Origin of the sequence: Dechloromonas hankyongensis (assembly GCF_022012295.1) — a bacterium.
Lineage (GTDB): Bacteria > Pseudomonadota > Gammaproteobacteria > Burkholderiales > Rhodocyclaceae > Azonexus > Azonexus hankyongensis.
Genome location: NZ_JAKLTN010000001.1, coordinates 597,801 through 616,893, shown reverse-complemented (window position 1 = coordinate 616,893; position 19,093 = coordinate 597,801). Strand labels below are relative to the sequence as shown.

Sequence of the window (19,093 nt, the reverse complement as noted above, 5' to 3'; positions counted from 1 at the left end):
TCGATCATTGCTTTGGCATACCCGTCGTGCGATATTGCGCTCGTGCGCAAGCTGACGACATTCGCCCTGTTTTTTCTGCTTTCCCTTGTCACGCCGGCATGGGGAGGCGGACTGGCGCTCATCCTCAGCGAAAGCGGCGGCGCCTATGGGGAGTTTGCCGGCACCCTGGAAGAAACGCTGAGCGGTTCCAGCTGGAACATCGTGTCGACCACCCTGGCCGACGCCCCGCCATCTGTCCCCGCCCCGTCCGACCTCGTCGTCGCCGTCGGCAGCGAAGCCCTGCGCAAGGCCCTGAGCCGCGTCGATAGCCCGCCCATCATCGCCACGCTGATACCTCGCCAAAGCTACGAGCGCATCCTCGGCGAATATCGTCGGCCGAGCCGCATTACCGCCATTTATCTCGATCAGCCGGCCGCCCGGCAGGCGGCGTTTTTCCGCCAGCTGTTCCCCGACCAGAAGCGATTCGGCCTGCTCGCCAGCCCGGAAACTCGCGGCCAGCTGGGCCCGTACCGGCAAGCGTTCAGCAATGCCGGCCTGGTCCTTGATATCGAAGACGCCGATACCGACAAGGCGCTGCTGCCTGCCCTCAACGCCGTGCTCGACCGTTCGGCCGCCCTGCTCGCCCTGCCCGACAACACCATCTACCGGCGCAACAACATCAAGGCCATCCTGATCACGGCCTTCCGCCATCAGCGGCCGATCATCGGCTACTCGGCGGCCTTCGTCACGGCCGGCGCGCTGGCGGCGCTGCACACCACCCCACCGCAAATCGCCCGCCAGACGGCCGACCTGATTATCAGCAACGGGACCAATCTGCCGCCGCCGAGCGGCCCCCACCTGTTCGCTATCGCTATCAATCCCAATGTCGCTCAGGCATTGGGCCTCAAGATTCCTGACGAAGCCGCCATCCGGCGTGCCCTGCTCGCCGACCGGGAGAGCCGATGAACCGTCTCACCTTGCGCCATCGCCTGCTGCTCCTGACGCTGCTCCCCAGCGCCTTGATCGCCATCGCGCTGGTCGCCTATTTCACCTTCAGCGGCATCCGCACCCTGGAAGGCGAGCTGCGCGTCAAGGGGATGGCCACCGTGCGCTACCTTGCGCCGATCAGCGAATACGGCATCATCGCCGGCCAGGTCGAAAGCCTGCATGGCCTGGCCCAGGCCACCGTTCAGGAGTCCGGCGTCAAGGCTGCCGTGGTGGTCAATCAGAAAGGCCGGACGATCGCGGTCAGTGGTCGGGTTTCTCTGTCGGCCGAGGAACTCCGCCAGCAACTGGGCGAACCGCGGCAGGTCAGCGAGACGGATCAGTGGATCGCCTTCGGCGCACCGGTCAAGCGCTCGATGACCGAAACCGACCTGCTGTTCGAACCGACTTCGGCCACCAGCAAACCAAGCACCCCGGAAATCATCGGCTACATCTTCGTCGAATACGACAAGAGCGAACTGGCCGACAAGCAGCGCGAACTGGTGCAGCGCGGCCTGATGATCGTTCTCTTCGGGATGCTGGTCATCGCTGCTCTGGCTATCGCCATGGCCGACAACCTGGCGCGCCCGGTGATGCGGCTGGTCCAGGCCGTCAATGACATGTCCTCCGGCAAACTGGATACCCGCGTGCCGGCCAGTTCGAGCGGCGAACTTGGGGTCCTCGAAAACGGCTTCAACCAGATGGCTTCGCGCATCGAAGAAGTCCATCTGTCGATGCAGTCGCGCATCGAGGAAGCCACCGCCCAGCTCGCCTTCCAAGCCCGCCACGATGCACTGACCGGCCTGCTCAACCGGCGCGAATTCGAGCATCGCCTGGAAAAGGCGCTTGCCAGCGTACATGCCGGCGACGACGATTTCGCCGTCCTGTTCCTCGACCTTGACCGCTTCAAGCAGGTCAACGATACCTGCGGCTACCTGGCCGGTGACGAACTGCTACGCCAGATGGGGCTGCTGTTCCAGGGGCGCCTGCGCGACGAGGACACCCTGGCCCGCCTGGGCGGCGACGAATTCAGCATCATCCTGGCCAACTGCGGCGGCCCGCGCGCGCTGCAGGTGGCCGAGGACATCTGCGGCCTGGCCGCCGCCTACCGCTTCATCTGGCAGGACAAGGTCTTTGCCATCGGGGCCAGCATCGGCGTCACGACCGTCAGCCGCAAGGTGCACAACATCAACGAAATCCTCGCCGCCGGCGATGCCGCCTGCCATCGCGCCAAGGAAAGCGGCCGTAACCGGGTCTGCGAGTGCGAAGTCACCCCCGCCCAGGAACGCCGCCAGGAGAGCAGCAACTGGGCGAGCCGGATCGCCACTGCCCTGGCCGAAGATCGCCTGCTGGTCGAAGCCATTCCGCTACGCCCCCTGCAGACACCGAGCGGCGGCCATATGGCTGAATTGACTGCCCGCCTCGCCGAGCCGGGCCAATCTCCGGTCGCCCTGTCTGCCCTGATCGACGCCGCCGAACGCTACGATCTGGCGCCGGCCATCGACCGCCGCCTGATCGATGCCGCCATCAAGGCGCTGGCCCGTGCCAAGCAGCGGCAGCGCAACCTGTATTGCCTGGTGCCGCTGTCGCGTGGCTCGATCAGTAGCCGCGAAACGGTCGAATACATCGCCCGCAGCCTGAACAGCCACAATCTGTCCGGCGACAAGCTGTGTTTCGTCTTCTCGGAAGATATCCTGACCCACCTGACCAGCCAGGCCATGGATTTTTCGCGCCAGATGCGCACCCTCGGCTGCGAAATCGGTCTCGAGGACTTCGGCGGCGGGCTGTCGTCCTTCAGCCATCTGCGCAGCGTCTACCCTAGCCACGTCAAGCTCAGCCAAAGCCTGACCCGCGACCTCGGGGGCAGCCGGGCATCCACCGCCCTGCTCCGCGCCGTCCAGGAAATCACCGCCGACCAGAACATCCATTCCATCGCCGAGGACATCGACGATCTGGAAACGCTGGAGCAATTGCGCGACCTCGGTATCGACTACGCACAGGGCAAGGCCGTCGCTCCCAACGAGCCGTTCGAAGTGTGGTTCGAGGGAGCGGTGATGCGCTCGGCCTGAGCGGAACGATTACCTCAGAAATCGAGGCGCAGCGCCACCCACTGCCGGCGATCGACTATGCGCCCCGAACCGTCGGGGTCGGTACCGCTGCCGTCGTAGGTCTTGTATTCGCCATGGGCGCCGTTCAAGGACTGGACGACGTAGGCCACTTCGCCGCCGATCGCGCCCACCCGGAACGGGTAAGCCAGGCGGGCGTCGAAACGACGGTATTTGGCCGACCAGGAATTGGAGGTCCACTTCATCTTGTCCTGCCAGTAGCCGGCCAGCGAGAACTGCAGACCGTAAGGCAGACCCTGCATCCACAGCAATGACGTAGACCGGCGCGGTGCCGAGCGTTCGGTCAACTCGTCGACATTGCGATTGGCCGTCGCCTGGCTGAGCGTCCCGCGGGGGTAGGACAGCGCCGATGGCAGGTAATCACTGCTTATTCTCGGGAACGACTGGGTCAACACCAGACGGGTCGGCTCGAAGGGCTGCCACTTGAGCTGGTATTCCAGACCGTGGATATGCACGTCCTGAATCGGCGTCGTCAAGGACGGCACGGTGTCGCTATTCACGTTGCGGTCGATGGTATAGAGACGATCCTTGATTGTCTCATCGTACAGACGCACATCCAGGCTGGCCCGCCAGGCGCGCCAGTCGCCGAGGTAACCGAGTTCCCAGGTATCCAGTTGTTCCGGCTTCAGATCGCGGTCGGCCGCAAACAAGTAGCGGTCGTAGAGGACGATCGCGCCACTCTGCACGCGGAGCCGATAGTCGGCCCGGTAATCGTAGGTGCTGCCCGAGCGATACGCCCGGGAATAGCCCACCCGAACCGTGTTTTCAGGACTCAGGTGGAAATTGGTGCTGGCCCGCGGCGACCAATGGAAACCGGCCAGGGAATCGTTCTCGCCGGCCAGCCCGAGGTTGGTCGTCAGCCAGCTGGTCGGCTTGGCCTCCCAGTTGCCGAATATGCGCCCCGTGTCTCGATGTACCGTACCCTGCCCGGGCAGGACCCAGGCCGAGCGCATGGCGTCCTCGCGCCAGCTTGCCCCCCACGCCAGGCGGCCGGCCGAGGCAAGGTGAAGATTGTGCAGAAACTCGAATTCGTGACGGGTTCCCTCGTCGCCCGACTGGTTAATATGGAAAGTCTGCACCGGCACCAGCGGAACGACAATGTTGAAGGCATCATCGGAGCGGTCCGCGACGTAGGCATAGCGGATCTGGAAATCGTTCGTCGCCGAAACGACATGGCGCCAGGTAAGCTGGGCATAGGTATCCGTCTGCCGCATGCTGCGAATCGGGTTGGTCGACTGGCCGAAAAAACTACTGCTGCTGAGCCGCCCGACCCCACTGATACCTTCCGAACGGCCGGCGTTCACTTGCAGCGTATTTCTTTCATCCAGCGTTGCGTCGAAGCGCAAATCGAACAGGCGCGACCGGAAATCGTCTATCCAGTCATAGCGATTGGCCAGCGCATCGTCGTTCTGCTGGCGGTAGGTGAAGCGGAAATCGCCGATCTCGCCGACGCGCCCCCCGACGCGCAGGCCGTAGTCGCGGACGTTCTGGCTACCGTAGTTGGTCGACACGGAAACGCCGCGCGTCAGCGACGGATCGATCGTAATGATGTTGATAACGCCGAGGAAGGCGTTGCTACCGTAGGAAACGCTGTTGCTTCCGCGCACGACTTCGATGCGCTCGATGTCCTCCAGCGCTACCGGCAAGGTTGCCCAGTTGACCCCGTTGCCAAACAGCGGGGAATACATCGAGCGGCCGTCGATCAGCACCTGCACGCGCGGCGAGTAGTCCTCGTCGTTCAGGCCATGGTAGCTGACGCGGGCCGGCTCGGTGCTGTGCGGATAGGTCTGGAAACCGGGGACCAGGCGAAACACGTCGCTCAGTTCGCGCGCACCAGAGGCCTTAATCATGTCGCGATCGATCACCGTCACCGCCGTCGGCGCATCGGCCAGGCGCTGCGGCAGGCGGCTGACCGAGGCGACGACCGGCAGATCGCTGAAATACGCCCCCTCGTCAGCCGACCACGACTGAGCGCTCATGACCGCGAGCGTGGCGGCCGCCCACCAGGTCGGCGACAACTGCTGTACTTCGCTCATTACACCCCGGCTTCCATCCTCTCCAGGCCACCGGGCACGGCCAGTGCGGATTCCCAGGCCTCGGCGAAACACGAAGACTGCGCGCCAATCGCCACGCCGTGCCGCTTGGTCGCTACCAGGCACAGCGCCAGACCGGCCTGCTCGACCGCCGTGACCCCTTCGAGATCGATTTCATCGACCCCCATGCGCGTCAGGGCATGCATGAAATCACTGCGCAATACGGCGGACAGACCGCCGGTAATGCGCATGGTTTTGCGTCCCCCCAACTCATGCACCGACAGAATGGAGGCTTGGCCTTTGGTCAGCGCCGAGTTGATCGCATCCTCAATCAGGATCTGGCTGATCGGACCGGGCTGGAAGCGCACGCCGTACAGATCGCAGACCCGGCTGACCACCGCGGCCGGCACGTCGATGACAGGTGAATCGAAGACGCTGAATTCGCAGCCGATGTTGTGCGAGATGTCGAGTGACATCGTCGTCCGCATCATCAGCCCGGACAGCGACAGATTCTCGATGACGCCCTCGCCGATCACCCCGCCATAGCCGATCCGGATGGTCTGCGGCACCCCGAAACGGATACGTTGATGCCTTCGTTGATCCAACATGGTCGGGATCTTTCCAAAGATTTAATCGGTACGATTTTAACAAAACTTGATGACGGGCATCAGCCCGATAAGGGACTCGTTTCATTGACTTTTCGCTGCCTGCTCGGTATCGTCTGCAGACGCTGGAAGGCCTCCAGCCGCGCCGATTTGAGCTCTGATTGCGGGCGCTTATAAATACAGCTAAAACGGGAACCACCCAGTTCGCGTTTTCGGCCAACTGGGTTTTTTGTTTTCAGGAACAGCATGCCAGGACAATCCGTCGGCGCCGTCACGTCGCAGCGCGCCCACTTCGATCAGCCGCTCCACTTGCGCAGTGGCGGCGTTCTGCCGGCCTACGATCTGGTCTACGAGACCTATGGCACACTCAACGCCGCCAAATCGAACGCCATTCTCGTCTGCCACGCCCTGTCCGGCCACCACCACGTCGCCGGCCATTACGCCGACGCACCGAACAACGTCGGCTGGTGGGACAACATCGTCGGTCCCGGCCGACCGCTCGATACCGACAAATTCTTCATCGTCGGCCTGAACAATCCCGGCGGCTGCCACGGCTCGACCGGCCCGTCGTCGATCAATCCGGCCACCGGCAAACCCTGGGGCGCCGACTTCCCCATCGTCGCCGTCAGCGACTGGGTCGAAGCCCAGGCCCGCCTCGCCGACTATCTCGGCATCGATGCCTGGGCCGCCGTCATCGGCGGCAGCCTGGGCGGCATGCAGGCCATGCGATGGACCATCAGCCAGCCGGAACGCGTCCGCCACGCCATCATCATCGCCTCGGCGCCCAAGCTGTCGGCGCAGAACATCGCGTTCAACGACGTCGCCCGTCAGGCCATCCTGACCGACCCGGATTTCCACGGCGGCAACTACTACGAACACAACACCCGTCCGGTGCGCGGCCTGCGTCTGGCACGCATGCTCGGCCATATCACCTACCTGTCCGACGACCAGATGGGCGAGAAATTCGGCCGCGAACTGCGCAACGGTTCCTTCGGCTTCGATTTCGACGTCGAATTCGAAGTCGAGTCCTACCTGCGCTACCAGGGCGACAAGTTCGCCGGCTATTTCGACGCCAACACCTACCTGCTGATGACCAAGGCGCTCGATTACTTCGACCCGGCCCGCCTCGACGGCGGCGACCTGACCAAGGCCATGGCCCGCAGCAACCCGAACACCGGCTTCCTGATCGCCTCCTTCACCACCGACTGGCGCTTCACACCAGCCCGCTCGAAGGAGATCGTCGCCGCCCTGCTCGCCTGCAACCGCAACGTGTCGTACGCCGAAATCGATCTCAACTTCGGCCACGACTCCTTCCTGATGGATGACGCCCACTACCACGGCGTCGTCGCTGCCTACCTGCGGAACATCAAGCTATGACGGCACACACGCTGGGACGCCCCGATTTCGACATCATTTCCGCCTGGATCGAGCCCGGTCATCGCGTGCTCGACCTCGGCTGCGGCGACGGCACGCTGCTCAAGCACCTGATCGACACGCGCGGCGTGCGCGGGGTCGGCGTCGAGATCGACGATGCCAACATCCTTGCCGCCATCAAGAACGGCATCAACGTGCTGCAGGGCAACCTGGAAAAAGGCCTCGACGAATTTACCGACCAGTCCTTCGACCATGTCGTGCTGTCGCGTACCCTGCAGACGGTGCGCCACACCGAAGGTATCCTGCGCGAAATGCTGCGCGTCGGCCGCGAGGCGGTCATCTCCTTCCCCAACTTCGCCTACTGGAAGAACCTGCGCTCGGTCCTCGACGGCCGCATGCCGGTATCGGAAGACCTGCCCTACCAGTGGTACGACTCGCCCAACGTCCGCTTCTTCACGCTGCTCGACTTCGAGGCGCTGTGCACACGGATGGGTCTCATCATCCGCGAACGCCACGTCCTCGACGAGGGCGGCAACATGGTCGAGAACGACGACGAACGCGAACTGAATTTCCTCGGCAGCCTGGCGGTCTATCGCCTGACCCAAGCACGTTGAACCTAGAAACCGCAGTTGACCGCTTGTTCACACCCTGAAAGCTCGATGAACACAAGCTTTGGCTCCTTGGTGACGGCTCTCCCGCCAGTTGATACCGCTACGCATCCGTCGGCACTGCCGGGCAGGCCGCCGGCTTTATCGCCCCGCCTTGCAGGCATGAGCCTGCCGCGTCGTCGCTTCGCGCCGCCAACCTCCCCAACCGCACCCACGGGTGCGTCCAACGACGGTTTTTAGGATGATGCCAGCCTGGCTCGCCGCCCTGCTTACCCGGAAGATGCTGATCTGCATCTTCACCGGGTTCTCGTCGGGCCTGCCGCTCTACCTGCTGCTTAACCTGCTGCCCGCCTGGCTGCGCAGCGAAGGCGTGGACCTGAAGACCATCGGTTTCTTCGCCCTCATCCAGTTTCCCTACACCTGGAAATTTTTGTGGGCGCCGCTGCTCGACCGTTTCACCCTGCCTGGCTTCGGCCGCCGGCGCGGCTGGATGCTGCTCACCCAGATCGGCCTGCTGTTCGCCATCGGCTCGCTCGGTGGCCTCAGCCCGAAGGACAACATCTGGCCCATCCTGTGGCTGGCGACCCTGCTATCGCTGCTCTCGGCCACCCAGGACATCGCCGTCGACGCCTTCCGCCGCGAAATCCTGGCAGACAACGAACTCGGCCTCGGCAACGCCGTGCATGTGAACGCCTACCGCATCGCCGGCCTGATTCCCGGCTCGCTGTCGCTAATCCTGGCCGACCGCCTGCCGTGGAACGAAGTATTCTGGATCACCGGCGCCTTCATGCTGCCCGGCATGGCCATGGCCTGGCTGGTCAGCGAACCGAGCGTCAAGGGCGCACCGAAAACCCTGCGCCAGGCGGTCACCGAACCCTTTCACGAATTCATGGGTCGCCAAGGCTGGCGTGGCGCCGTACTGGTCCTCGGTTTCATCTTCCTGTACAAGCTCGGCGACAGCCTGAGCACCGCCCTGGCCACCCCCTTCTACCTCGACATGGGCTTCACCAAGACCGACATCGGCCTGATCGCCAAGCATGCCGGCCTGTGGCCGGCGGTGATCGGCGCCCTGCTCGGCGGGCTGTGGATGGTCAAACTGGGCATCAACCGGGCCCTCTGGCTGTTCGGCGTGGTGCAGCTGGTGTCGATCTTCGGCTTCGCCTGGCTCGCCGCCCAAGGGCACTACGACAGCATCGGCGCCGGCGAGCGCTTCGCGTTGGCTTTCGTCATCGGACTCGAAGCCCTCGGTGTCGGCCTGGGTACCGCCGCCTTCGTCGCCTTCATCGCCCGCGCCACGCATCCAGCCTACACGGCAACCCAGATGGCGCTGTTCACCAGCCTGGCCGCCGTACCGCGCACCTTCATCAATGCCTCGGCCGGCTGGCTGGTCGAGCAACTGGGCTGGCTGAATTTCTTCTGGCTGTGTTCGGTCCTCGCCGTGCCGGGCATGGTCCTGCTCTTGAAGGTCGCACCCTGGGGTGCCAGCCGGGCGGGAGCCAATGAGGCTAGTCGCCCCGCTTGAGGCGCCGCCGGTCCAGCCACCAGGCATAGATGGGCAGCAACAGGACGGAACCCGGCAACAGCAGCGCAATCAGGTAAGGCGACAGATGCGCCACCCGCCGCAAGTGGGCCAGCAACTGATCTTTCTCGGCCGGCGTCCACGACTCGCCGTTGCGGGCTTTCATCAGCAGCGGCATGAGACCCCGAGCCTGCATCAGTTCGGCCAGTATCCGCCGCACCTCGCGTCGCTGCGACGAGACGACCTGGCGCCACCAGACCGGCAGTACCGCCTCCCGGTTGATGCCGCCAGCCACTAGCCGCGCTCTCCGAGTATTGTGCTCTTGGCAGCCTGCCAGCCGCGCCACAGGAAAACGCCGCGCCGTGCCCAGCGCCAGGCGCGTTTCGGCTTGGCGATGACAATCGCAACCACAGCCGCACCGACCGCCGCAGGATGATGCTTGAGCCAGTCGACACCCTTGAGCACCGTGTCGCCCTTGGCCAAGGCAGCCTCGAGCGGTAGCGCATGCTGCGCCAACTGGCGGCGTTGCTGATCGATGCGCACCTTGAGCGCACCGTGGCGAGTCGCCAGTTCGAGCAGCTTGGGGTTCATTCCGGCTTGTTGCGATAGCGCCGCAACTGCGCCATGTCGGCTTCGAGTTCGGACAGGCTGGCCTTGAACATCTTGCTCGGCTGGCCCGCCTGGCGTTTCAGCGAACCGACGAGAGCCAGCCCGCCGCCGACAAACAGCACGGCAAAAACGCCGAAAACGACCACCCGCTGTTCCCAGAAGGCCAGCGCCACGCAGCAGACCGTCATGACCACGCCCAGCGCGAGCAAGAACAGCGCGCCGAGCGCCTTGGCACAGAGCGACAGGAAGCGGAGTTTCTCCTCCTCCAGCTCGGTGACCAGAAGTTCAGCACGCGTCTTGCCGATCGCCAGCAAGGTCGCGACGAAATTTTTCAAGGCGGTGAACAAGCCTTCACCGCCCGCCTGTCCGGACATTCGCTTAGCGACGGCCGATCAGCACGCCGAGCGCCAGGCCCAGCGCAGCGGCAACGCCCACAGCCTTCCACGGCTCTTCGTGCACGAAATCGTCGGTGGCGCGAGCCGCCGCCTTGGTCTTGTCGATGACCGCAGCTTCCAGGTCAAGCAGACGTTCCTTAGCATCGCGCAGACGGACACCCAGACGCTCGCGCAGTTCGCCCACCTTGTCGCCGGCAGCACCGGCCGTGGCACGCAGCAGTTCTTCCGTATCAGAGATCACGACCTTCAGATCGGAAACCAGCTTTTCCTTATTGGCAACAGACATTTGCTCAGACATTTTCAACCTCATGGTTAGTCGGTTAATGGGGACGATTCAAGGTTATCCCTTGGCCGCGTCGAAATCAATTCACTCTGAATACTTATTTGTCAGCGTAATCGACGATCAGCGGCGCATGGTCGGAAAAACGCGCCGCCTTGAAGATTTCCGCCCGCGATGCTGCCGCTGCCATGCCCGGCGTGGCAATCTGGTAATCGATCCGCCACCCAACGTTCTTGGCCCACGCCTGGCCCCGATTGCTCCACCACGTATAGGCCTCGCCGGTGGTGTCAGGATGCAAGCGACGATAGACATCGACCCAGCCCTGCTCGTCGAACACCTTGCTCATCCAGGCCCGCTCTTCTGGCAGAAACCCAGAATTTTTCTGATTTGATTTCCAGTTCTTCAGGTCGATTTCCTTGTGAGCGATGTTCCAGTCGCCGCACAGCACGATTTCCCGACCTTCAGCCCGCAACGCCAGCATATGCGGGAAAAACACATCGAGAAATCGGAATTTGGCTTGCTGACGGTCAGAAGAAGACGAACCTGAAGGCAGATAAAGCGAAATCACCGACAGATTGCCAAAATCTGCGCGGATATAGCGTCCTTCGGCGTCGAATTCGCCGCCATCGAAGCCTTCGACCACCCGGTCCGGTTGCTGGCGGCTCCAGATGCCGACCCCGCTGTAGCCTTTTTTCTCGGCGCAGTGGTAGAACGAATGCATACCATCCGGCGCCAGCATTTCCGGCGTCAAATCGGAGCGCTGGGCTTTCAGTTCCTGCAGACAAATGACATCGGCTTTTTGCTCGGCAGCCCACGGCAGCACATTTTTGCTCCACGCGGAGCGGATACCATTGAGATTCAGGGAGATGATGCGTAACATTGCTTGGAATAGACCGTATATTTAGGTCGTTATAATTAGGAAACCATGGATTTTCGTCAGGACTTCATCGAATTCGCGCTGGGCTGCCAAGTATTGCGCTTTGGCGAATTCAAGACCAAGGCGGGGCGGATGTCGCCCTACTTTTTCAATGCCGGGCTGTTCAACGACGGCAATTCGCTCGGCCGACTCGCTGAATTCTACGCCAAAGCTGCCGAAGCGGGCGGCATCCAGTTCGACATGCTGTTCGGGCCGGCCTACAAGGGGATTCCCTTGGTCGCCACGATCGCCATGGCGCTCGCCCAACGTGGCCGCAATTTCCCGTTTGCCTATAACCGCAAGGAAGCCAAGGACCACGGCGAAGGCGGGAACATCGTCGGCGCGCCGCTGCAAGGCCGCGTGCTGATCGTCGACGACGTCATTTCGGCCGGCACCTCGGTGCGCGAATCGGTCGAAATGATCCGTTCGGCCGGTGCCACACCGGCCGGCGTACTGATCGCCCTCGACCGCCAGGAACGTGGCCAGGGCGAGTTGTCGGCTGTGCAGGAAGTGCAGCGCGACTATGGCATTCCGGTCATTGCCGTCGCCGGACTGAAGGACCTGATGACCTTCCTGGCCGAACGCCCGGACTTTGCGGCCCATCGCGATGCCGTCAGCCGCTATCGCGAGCAGTACGGCGTCGATGCGTAAGGCCGTCCTTCCGCTCCTCGCGCTGCTGCTGACCGGCTCGGCCCAGGCGGCCGGCGAGTTCTATTGTTGCCAGGATCCGGCCAGTGGCCGCCGCGTCTGCGGCGACACCCTGCCCGATCAATGCCGCGGCCGTGCCTACCGGGTGCTGGACAGTGGTGGCAACGTCGTCAAGGAAGTCGGCGCGCCGCTGACGCCGGAACAGAAGGCTGAGCAGATTCTGGAAAACAAGCGCCGCAAGCAGCTTGAAGATGCCGGACGCGAGCAACGGCGCCGCGACCAGGCGCTGCTCGACACCTACACGACGACGGAAGACATCGATCTGGCGCAGAAAAAAGCCGAAGCTGACGTCAATGTCGCCATTCAGGCGACCAATGATCGCATCGCGACCGCCCAGAAAAAACGCAAAAAACTGGCCGACGAAGCGGAGTTCTACAAGAAAAAGACCCTGCCGCCCGAACTCGAGAAAGACCTGCGCGCCATCGATCACGAGATCAAGCTGCAGCAGGAACTCGTCGAACTCAAGAAGAAGGAGTTCGATACGATCAAGGCCAAGTACGACGCTGATCGCAAGCGTTACTTCGAACTGACCCGCCGCTCCCCAGCCGCACCGGGCAGCGGCCTGGCGCCGCGCTGATCAGCCGGCCAGTTTCTTCTTCAGCAGGTCGTTGACCTGCTGCGGGTTGGCCTTGCCCTTGGCCGCCTTCATCACCTGACCGACCAGCGCATTGAAGGCCTTTTCCTTGCCGGCCTTGAATTCGGCAACGTTGGCGGCATTGGCGGCGAGCACCTCGTCGACCAGCGCCTCGATGGCGCCGCTGTCGGTAATCTGCTTCAGGCCCTGCTTAGCGATGACCTCGTCGGCCGTCGCCCCTTCGCCATTCCACAGCGCCTCGAACACCTTCTTGGCGATATTGTTGGAAATGGTGTTGTCGGCGATACGCTGGATCAGGCCACCAAGTTGCTGGGCGGAAACCGGCGCTTCGGCGATATCCTTGCCATCCTTATTCAGGCGGGCAGCCAGATCGACCATGACCCAGTTGGCGCAGGGCTTGGCGTTAGCCTGACCGGCAACGGCGACGGTTGCCTCGAAATAGGCGGCAATTTCCTGGCTGGCGGTCAGGGTGCCGGCATCGTAGGCCGACAACCCCAGAGCGCTCATGAAGCGCTCGCGCTTCTGGCCGGGCAGTTCAGGCAACTCGCCCTGGACACGGGCGATCCAGTCGGCGCCGATAACCAGCGGCAGCAGGTCGGGATCGGGGAAGTAACGGTAGTCGTGTGCGTCTTCCTTGGTCCGCATGGTGCGCGTTTCGCCGGTATCCGGGTCGAACAGCACAGTGGCCTGCTGGATCTTGCGGCCTTCCTCGATTTCGTTGATCTGCCACTGGACTTCGTAGTCGATGGCTTCCTTCAGAAAACGGAAGGAGTTCAGATTCTTGATTTCGCGCCGGGTGCCGAACTCGGCCTGACCTTTCGGGCGCACCGAGACGTTGGCATCGCAGCGGAAGGAGCCTTCCTGCATGTTGCCGTCGCAAATGCCGATCCAGCGCACCAGGCCGTGCAGCACCTTGGCGTAGGCGACGGCTTCATCGGAAGAACGCATGTCCGGCTCGGAAACGATTTCGAGCAGCGGCGTGCCGGCACGGTTAAGGTCGATGCCGGATTTGCCCTGGAAATCCTCGTGCAGCGACTTGCCGGCATCCTCCTCGAGGTGGGCACGGGTCAGGCGGACTACTTTCTCGTAGGCCTTGTCGCCACTGCCGACCTGCAGGGTCAGGTTGCCGCCGACCACTACCGGCAGTTCGAACTGGCTGATCTGGTAGCCCTTGGGCAGATCAGGATAGAAGTAATTCTTGCGGGCGAAGACCGATTTTTTCGCCACCTCGGCGCCGATGGCCAAGCCGAAGCGGATGGCGCAATCGACGGCTTTCTTGTTCAGCACGGGCAGGACGCCGGGCAACGCGAGATCGACGGCGCAGGCCTGGGTATTAGGCTCGGCGCCGAAGGCGGTCGAGGCACCCGAGAATATCTTCGAAACCGTCGCCAGCTGCGCGTGCGTTTCGATGCCAATGACGACTTCCCACTGATTCATAGCTTCATCCGTTTCAGAAACAACGCCCACTCTTCGCCTCGACCATGATCGGCCAGAGGTAGTCGAAAGCCTGGCCTTCGCAGGACTTGGGGCAACTGTTGAAGGCAATCGTGACTTTGGGGCCTTGCTCCCACATGCGGACCAGGCAGTCGGACTGCTTCTTGTGGCGCAGCAGGGCCTGCGGCAGTTTTTCTACCTGCTCGAATTCGTTCAGGTTGAAGCGGCAGGCGCCGTAGCCCTTCATGCTGACCTGGGCATCGAAGGTTTTGACCTCCGCTTCCTTGACCAGCAGGTCGAGGCGCGTCTGCGTACCGATGGCGTCCTTGTGCGTACAGCGCGAGCGGACATTGAGCGGTCGCGTCGGCTGCGGCTTCAGGTTGCGCCCGGCCAGGTATTTCAGGGTCGAGTTCTTGAACTTCGGCGTTTCCTCGACCACTGCCGCCGGTGCTTCAGCCTTCACCTCGGCAACCGGCTCCTCCGGCGGCACCGGCTTTTCGGCGCAACCGGCCGCCAGCAGGGCGACCAGCAGGAGCGGCGCAAAGCGCATCGTCAGGCGATATCGGCCGGCCGGCGGCTATGCCAGTCGGTCGCCTGCTGGTAACGATGGGCGACATTGAGCAGTTGCCCTTCGGCGAAGTAGCTGCCGATCAGTTGCAGGCCGACCGGCAAGCCGCCGGCGAAACCGCAGGGAATCGACATGCCGGGCAGGCCGGCCAGGTTGACGGCGATGGTGTAGATGTCCGACAGATACATCTGGACGGGATCGGCAGCCTTTTCGCCGAGCTTGAACGCCGTCGACGGCGAGGTCGGCCCCATGATCACGTCGCAGGACTTGAAGGCCTCGACGAAATCGTTGGCGATCAGCCGGCGGATACGCTGGGCCTGCAGGTAGTAGGCATCGTAGTAGCCGTGCGACAGCACGTACGCGCCAATCAGGATGCGCCGCTTGACCTCGGCACCGAAGCCCTGGGCGCGGGTCTTCATGTACATGTCGTCGAGGTTGCCGTATTGCGGCGCGCGATAGCCGTAGCGCACGCCGTCGAAGCGGCTCAGGTTGGAACTGGCCTCGGCCGGCGCAATGACGTAATAGGCCGGCACCGACAGGTGCGAATTGGGCAGCGACACCTCGACGCAGGTGGCGCCAAGTTTTTCGTATTCGGCGATGGCGGCGCGCACGGCGGCCATCACCTCGGCATCGCAACCTTCGCCGAAGAATTCCTTGGGCAGGCCGATGCGCAGGCCAGCCAGCGGTTTGTCCAGATCGCGGGTGTAGTCCTCGGCCGGGCGCTCGAGCGAGGTCGAATCGCGCTCGTCGAAGCCGACCATGGTGTTGAGCAGCAGCGCGCAGTCCTCAGCGCTGGCCGCCATCGGGCCGCCCTGGTCGAGCGACGAGGCGAAGGCGATCATGCCGTAGCGCGACACGACGCCGTAGGTCGGCTTCAGGCCGGTCAGGTTGCACAGCGCGGCCGGCTGGCGGATCGAGCCGCCGGTGTCGGTGCCGGTCGCCGCCGGCGCCAGGCGGGCCGCCACGGCCGCCGCCGAACCGCCGGACGAGCCGCCCGGCACGCGGGCGCGACCCCACGGGTTCTTGACCGGGCCGAAGAACGAGGTTTCGTTGGACGAACCCATGGCAAATTCGTCCATGTTGGTCTTGCCCAGCGAGACCATACCGCCTTCGGCGTGCATCTTGCGGATCACCGTCGCGTCATAGGGCGACACGAAATTGGCCAGCATCTTCGAGCCGCAGGTCGTCGTCCACCCTTCGGCACAGAAGATGTCCTTCTGGGCGACCGGGATGCCGGTCAGCGGGCCGGCCGTGCCGGCGGCGATGCGGGCATCGGCGGCACGCGCCATGGCCAGGCTCTTCTCGCGGTCAACCGTGACGAAGGCGTTGATATCCGGATTCAGCCGCTCGATACGATCGAGGAACAGCGTGGACAGCTCGACGCTGGAAATCTTCTTCGCGGCCAGGGCCTGCGACAGTTCTTTCAGGCTGGCGTGGATCATTCGATCACCTTCGGCACGAGATAAAGACCGGCTTCGGTTTCCGGCGCCACGGCCTGGTAGGCAGCGCGGCGATCGGCTTCGCTGACAACGTCTTCGCGCAGGCGCTGGCCGAGGTCCTGAGCATGCGCCATCGGCTCGACGCCGGTGGTGTCGACCGCCTGCATCTGCTCGATCAACTGGAAGATACCGTTGAGGTGGCCCTGCGTGGAAAGTGCCTCGGCATCGCTGGTCTCGATACGAGCCAAATGGGCGATGCGCTTAACCTGTTCTAATGTGAGCGACATGGGTGCCAAAGACTTTTTTGCAGTGCACAAAGTCTTAAAATGGAAAGCGTTATAAGGTATCATAAAAGTTTTCCCTACCGCACCCCCCCAACGCGGAGCTATAGATGTTCGGTTTCCTCAGCAAATACTTTTCAAACGACCTTGCCATCGACCTCGGCACGGCCAATACGCTCATTTACGTGCGCGGCCGCTCCATCGTTCTCGATGAACCCTCCGTCGTCGCCATCCGCCTCGAAGGCGGCCCCAATGCCAAAAAAACCATCCAGGCTGTCGGCAAGGAAGCCAAAGAGATGTTGGGCAAGGCGCCGGGCACGATCACTGTCATCCGCCCGATGAAGGACGGCGTGATCGCCGACTTCACCGTCACCGAGCAGATGCTCAAGCAGTTCATCAAGAAGGTGCATGACTCCAAGCTGTTCAGCCCGAGCCCGCGCATCATCATCTGCGTGCCGTCTGGCTCGACCCAGGTCGAACGCCGTGCCATCCGCGAATCCGCCCTCGGCGCCGGCGCCAGCCAGGTGTACCTGATCGAGGAACCGATGGCTGCCGCCATCGGTGCCGGCCTGCCGGTCGCTGACGCAACCGGTTCCATGGTTGTCGATATCGGCGGCGGCACCACCGAAGTTGGCGTCATTTCGCTCGGCGGCATGGTCTATGCCGGCTCGGTGCGCGTCGGCGGCGACAAGCTGGACGAAGCGATCATCAATTACATCAGCCGCAACTACGGCATGATGATCGGCGAGAACACCGCCGAGAACATCAAGAAGAGCATCGGCTCCGCCTTCCCGGGCGCCGAGGTCAAGGAAATGGAAGTCTCCGGCATCAACAAGGCCGAAGGCATCCCGCGCAAGTTCACGATTTCCTCCAACGAAATCCTCGAAGCGCTGACCGACCCGCTCAACCAGGTCGTTTCCGCCGTCAAGTCGGCGCTGGAAAAGACGCCGCCCGAACTCGGCGCCGACATTGCCGAAAAGGGCATGGTCCTGACCGGCGGCGGCGCCCTGCTGCGCGACCTCGACCGTCTGCTGATGGAAGAGACCGGCCTGCCGGTAATCGTCGCCGACGAGCCGCTGACCTGCGTCGCCCGCGGTTGCGGCATGGCGCTGGAAAAGATGGACAAGCTGGGCAGCATTTTCGCCTCGGACTGAACCTTGACCACTGCTCGGCAGGAGTGAGCGATGGCCGGCATGGATCACGCGCCACCACCGTTCTTCAAGCGAGGGCCAGCACCGCTGGCCCTTCTGACTTTCTATATCGCCGTTTCGGTGGCGATTTTCGTGGTCGACCTGCGTTTCAAGAGCCTCGAACTATTGCGCCAGAGTATCGCCCTAGTCGTCGATCCGGTGCAGCGGGTAGCGCAGACGCCGGGCAGCCTGGTCGACTACGCCGCCACCTACCTGCAGGGCATGCGCGCCATGCAGCAGGAAAATCTGGAACTGAAGAACGCGCAGCTGGCCACCGCCCCCAACCTGCAGCGCCTGGCGCAGCTGGAAGTGGAAAACGAGCGCCTGCGCAAGCTGCTCTCGGTCAAGGAGCGCGAAAAGGCCAACGGCCAGGTCACGCAAATTCTCTACACCGCCCGCGACCCATTCTCCCGTAAGGTCATCGTCGACAAGGGCCAGCAGGCGGGCATCATCGCCGGCCAGCCGGCCATCGACGAAGCCGGCGTCGTCGGCCAGGTGACGCGCGTCTTCCCGTTCTCGGCCGAAATCACGTTGATCACCGACAAGGACCAGGTCGTTCCGGTGCAGGTGGTGCGCACCGGACAGCGCTCGGTCGTCTTCGGTCTCGGCAACGGCCAGCTCGAACTGCGCTACATGCCGGCCAACGCCGACATCCAGCCCGGTGACGTGCTGGTCACCTCCGGCCTCGACGGCATCTACCTGCCCGGCTTCCCGGTCGCCAAGGTGGTGAATATCGAGCGCGACAGCGCCTACTCCTTCGCCCGCATCTTCTGCGTGCCGGTTGCCGGCGTCGAGAACTTCGGCGAGGTGATGGTGTTGACGCCGCGCCAGGCCCTGCCCGACCGGCCGCCGGAAAGTGCCAGCCGGGCGACGGCCAATGACGGCCAGCGCGTCAAGAAAAAACGGATGGCCAAGAACTGATGCAACCGACCTTTTCTTCATCCCGCATCCTGCTGCCGGTTCGCCCGTGGTTCATTTTCCTGAGCCTGATCGCCGCCGCCGTGCTCAACTTCCTGCCCACCGCGCACTGGCCCGGCATGCCGGACTGGGTCGCCCTGGTGCTGTGCTTCTGGAGCGTGCGCGAATTCCGCCGGGTCGGCATGGGCTGGGGCTTCGTCCTCGGCCTGCTGATGGACGTCGCCGACGGCGCGGTGCTCGGCCAGCATTGCTTCGCTTATGTGCTGCTTGCCTTTGCCGCCTCGTCGCTGTCGCGCCGCATCCTGTGGTTCCCGCTGGCCCAGCAGGCCTTGCAGATCATGCCCCTGCTTCTCGGGGCGCAAGTCCTGCAGGCCGTGATGCGCCTGCTCGTCGGTGCCGACTTCCCCGGCTGGGGCTATTTCGCCGGCCCCTTCGTAGCCACGCTGCTGTGGATTCCGGCCACCTTCATCCTGCTGCTGCCGCAATACCGACCGGTCGAGCAGGACCCGAACCGTCCGATCTGAGGCTGACC

At 63.3% G+C, this 19,093-nt stretch carries 22 protein-coding genes; 10 read left to right on the top strand and 12 right to left on the bottom strand.

What is annotated here, in order from left to right:
* Positions 1–42: 42 nt before the first annotated feature.
* Positions 43–945 carry an ABC transporter substrate-binding protein gene (locus LZ012_RS02980; protein ID WP_275707399.1) on the top strand — a complete coding sequence of 301 codons (903 nt, stop codon included), beginning with the start codon at positions 43–45 and terminating at the stop codon, positions 943–945.
* Positions 942–3,032 carry a diguanylate cyclase gene (locus tag LZ012_RS02975; protein ID WP_275707397.1) on the top strand — a complete coding sequence of 697 codons (2,091 nt, stop codon included), beginning with the start codon at positions 942–944 and terminating at the stop codon, positions 3,030–3,032. The genes LZ012_RS02980 and LZ012_RS02975 overlap by 4 nt, the downstream gene beginning before the upstream one ends.
* 14 nt (positions 3,033–3,046) lie before the next feature.
* Here LZ012_RS02975 and LZ012_RS02970 read toward each other — a convergent pair whose 3' ends face one another.
* From LZ012_RS02970 to LZ012_RS02960, 3 genes are read right to left on the bottom strand one after another with little or no spacing between them, the layout of a single operon-like run.
* Entirely contained in the window at positions 3,047–5,125 is a 2,079-nt protein-coding gene (locus tag LZ012_RS02970) for a TonB-dependent receptor plug domain-containing protein (RefSeq protein WP_275707395.1), read from the bottom strand.
* Positions 5,125–5,730, bottom strand: coding sequence for a PilZ domain-containing protein (locus LZ012_RS02965; protein WP_275707393.1), 606 nt, complete (start codon positions 5,728–5,730; stop codon positions 5,125–5,127). The genes LZ012_RS02970 and LZ012_RS02965 overlap by 1 nt, the downstream gene beginning before the upstream one ends.
* A gap of 59 nt (positions 5,731–5,789) precedes the next feature.
* Positions 5,790–5,975 carry a hypothetical protein gene (locus LZ012_RS02960; protein ID WP_275707391.1) on the bottom strand — a complete coding sequence of 62 codons (186 nt, stop codon included), beginning with the start codon at positions 5,973–5,975 and terminating at the stop codon, positions 5,790–5,792.
* Between LZ012_RS02960 and metX the strand changes: the two genes are divergently transcribed.
* The 3 genes from metX to LZ012_RS02945 all read left to right on the top strand — a co-directional run bounded on the left by metX (position 5,974) and on the right by LZ012_RS02945 (position 9,231).
* Complete coding sequence (gene metX, locus LZ012_RS02955) at positions 5,974–7,104, top strand: homoserine O-succinyltransferase MetX (protein ID WP_275707389.1); 1,131 nt, start codon at positions 5,974–5,976, stop codon at positions 7,102–7,104. The two genes, LZ012_RS02960 and metX, sit on opposite strands and share 2 nt — an antisense overlap.
* Positions 7,101–7,715 carry a methionine biosynthesis protein MetW gene (metW, locus tag LZ012_RS02950; RefSeq protein ID WP_275707387.1) on the top strand — a complete coding sequence of 205 codons (615 nt, stop codon included), beginning with the start codon at positions 7,101–7,103 and terminating at the stop codon, positions 7,713–7,715. The genes metX and metW overlap by 4 nt, the downstream gene beginning before the upstream one ends.
* 235 nt (positions 7,716–7,950) lie before the next feature.
* Positions 7,951–9,231, top strand: a complete 1,281-nt coding sequence (locus tag LZ012_RS02945) for an AmpG family muropeptide MFS transporter (protein WP_338033135.1) — start codon at positions 7,951–7,953, stop codon at positions 9,229–9,231.
* Here LZ012_RS02945 and LZ012_RS02940 read toward each other — a convergent pair.
* The 5 genes from LZ012_RS02940 to LZ012_RS02920 form a co-directional block, all read right to left on the bottom strand.
* On the bottom strand, positions 9,215–9,523 hold the full coding sequence (locus LZ012_RS02940; protein WP_275707385.1) for a hypothetical protein: 309 nt from the start codon (positions 9,521–9,523) through the stop codon (positions 9,215–9,217). The genes LZ012_RS02945 and LZ012_RS02940 overlap by 17 nt on opposite strands.
* Positions 9,523–9,819 carry a YqjK-like family protein gene (locus LZ012_RS02935; protein WP_275707383.1) on the bottom strand — a complete coding sequence of 99 codons (297 nt, stop codon included), beginning with the start codon at positions 9,817–9,819 and terminating at the stop codon, positions 9,523–9,525. Before LZ012_RS02935 ends, LZ012_RS02940 begins: the two co-directional genes overlap by 1 nt.
* On the bottom strand, positions 9,816–10,211 hold the full coding sequence (locus LZ012_RS02930) for a phage holin family protein (RefSeq protein WP_275707381.1): 396 nt from the start codon (positions 10,209–10,211) through the stop codon (positions 9,816–9,818). The genes LZ012_RS02935 and LZ012_RS02930 overlap by 4 nt, the downstream gene beginning before the upstream one ends.
* Positions 10,212–10,215: 4 nt before the next feature.
* The gene (locus LZ012_RS02925) at positions 10,216–10,530 is read right to left on the bottom strand and encodes an ElaB/YgaM/YqjD family protein (RefSeq protein ID WP_275707379.1); all 315 of its coding nucleotides are present in this window, start codon (positions 10,528–10,530) and stop codon (positions 10,216–10,218) included.
* An 82-nt stretch (positions 10,531–10,612) separates the two neighbouring features.
* Positions 10,613–11,392: an exodeoxyribonuclease III gene (locus LZ012_RS02920; protein ID WP_275707377.1), complete on the bottom strand. Its 780-nt coding sequence runs from the start codon at positions 11,390–11,392 to the stop codon at positions 10,613–10,615.
* A 45-nt stretch (positions 11,393–11,437) separates the two neighbouring features.
* Between LZ012_RS02920 and pyrE the strand changes: the two genes are divergently transcribed.
* Positions 11,438–12,079 carry an orotate phosphoribosyltransferase gene (gene pyrE, locus LZ012_RS02915; RefSeq protein WP_275707375.1) on the top strand — a complete coding sequence of 214 codons (642 nt, stop codon included), beginning with the start codon at positions 11,438–11,440 and terminating at the stop codon, positions 12,077–12,079.
* Positions 12,072–12,713 carry a hypothetical protein gene (locus LZ012_RS02910; protein ID WP_275707373.1) on the top strand — a complete coding sequence of 214 codons (642 nt, stop codon included), beginning with the start codon at positions 12,072–12,074 and terminating at the stop codon, positions 12,711–12,713. The genes pyrE and LZ012_RS02910 overlap by 8 nt, the downstream gene beginning before the upstream one ends.
* On the opposite strand, the gene gatB is transcribed toward LZ012_RS02910, so the two are convergent.
* The 4 genes from gatB to gatC are packed head-to-tail and all read right to left on the bottom strand — an operon-like array spanning position 12,714 to position 16,459.
* Positions 12,714–14,168 (bottom strand): Asp-tRNA(Asn)/Glu-tRNA(Gln) amidotransferase subunit GatB, encoded by a 1,455-nt coding sequence (gene gatB, locus LZ012_RS02905; RefSeq protein ID WP_275707370.1) that lies wholly within the window; start codon positions 14,166–14,168, stop codon positions 12,714–12,716.
* A 13-nt stretch (positions 14,169–14,181) separates the two neighbouring features.
* A complete protein-coding gene (locus LZ012_RS02900) occupies positions 14,182–14,715 on the bottom strand; it encodes a hypothetical protein (RefSeq protein ID WP_275707368.1) in 534 nt (177 codons plus the stop codon).
* A 2-nt stretch (positions 14,716–14,717) separates the two neighbouring features.
* Entirely contained in the window at positions 14,718–16,175 is a 1,458-nt protein-coding gene (gene gatA, locus LZ012_RS02895) for an Asp-tRNA(Asn)/Glu-tRNA(Gln) amidotransferase subunit GatA (RefSeq protein WP_275707366.1), read from the bottom strand.
* Positions 16,172–16,459, bottom strand: coding sequence for an Asp-tRNA(Asn)/Glu-tRNA(Gln) amidotransferase subunit GatC (gene gatC, locus LZ012_RS02890; RefSeq protein WP_275707364.1), 288 nt, complete (start codon positions 16,457–16,459; stop codon positions 16,172–16,174). Before gatC ends, gatA begins: the two co-directional genes overlap by 4 nt.
* A gap of 104 nt (positions 16,460–16,563) precedes the next feature.
* On the opposite strand from gatC, the gene LZ012_RS02885 reads away from it, so the two are divergent.
* From LZ012_RS02885 to mreD, 3 genes are read left to right on the top strand one after another with little or no spacing between them, the layout of a single operon-like run.
* Positions 16,564–17,607 carry a rod shape-determining protein gene (locus LZ012_RS02885; RefSeq protein ID WP_275707362.1) on the top strand — a complete coding sequence of 348 codons (1,044 nt, stop codon included), beginning with the start codon at positions 16,564–16,566 and terminating at the stop codon, positions 17,605–17,607.
* Positions 17,608–17,637: 30 nt separating this feature from the next.
* Positions 17,638–18,564: a rod shape-determining protein MreC gene (mreC, locus tag LZ012_RS02880; protein WP_275707360.1), complete on the top strand. Its 927-nt coding sequence runs from the start codon at positions 17,638–17,640 to the stop codon at positions 18,562–18,564.
* Positions 18,564–19,085: a rod shape-determining protein MreD gene (gene mreD / locus LZ012_RS02875; protein ID WP_275707358.1), complete on the top strand. Its 522-nt coding sequence runs from the start codon at positions 18,564–18,566 to the stop codon at positions 19,083–19,085. Before mreC ends, mreD begins: the two co-directional genes overlap by 1 nt.
* The last annotated feature ends 8 nt before the right edge of the window (positions 19,086–19,093 follow it).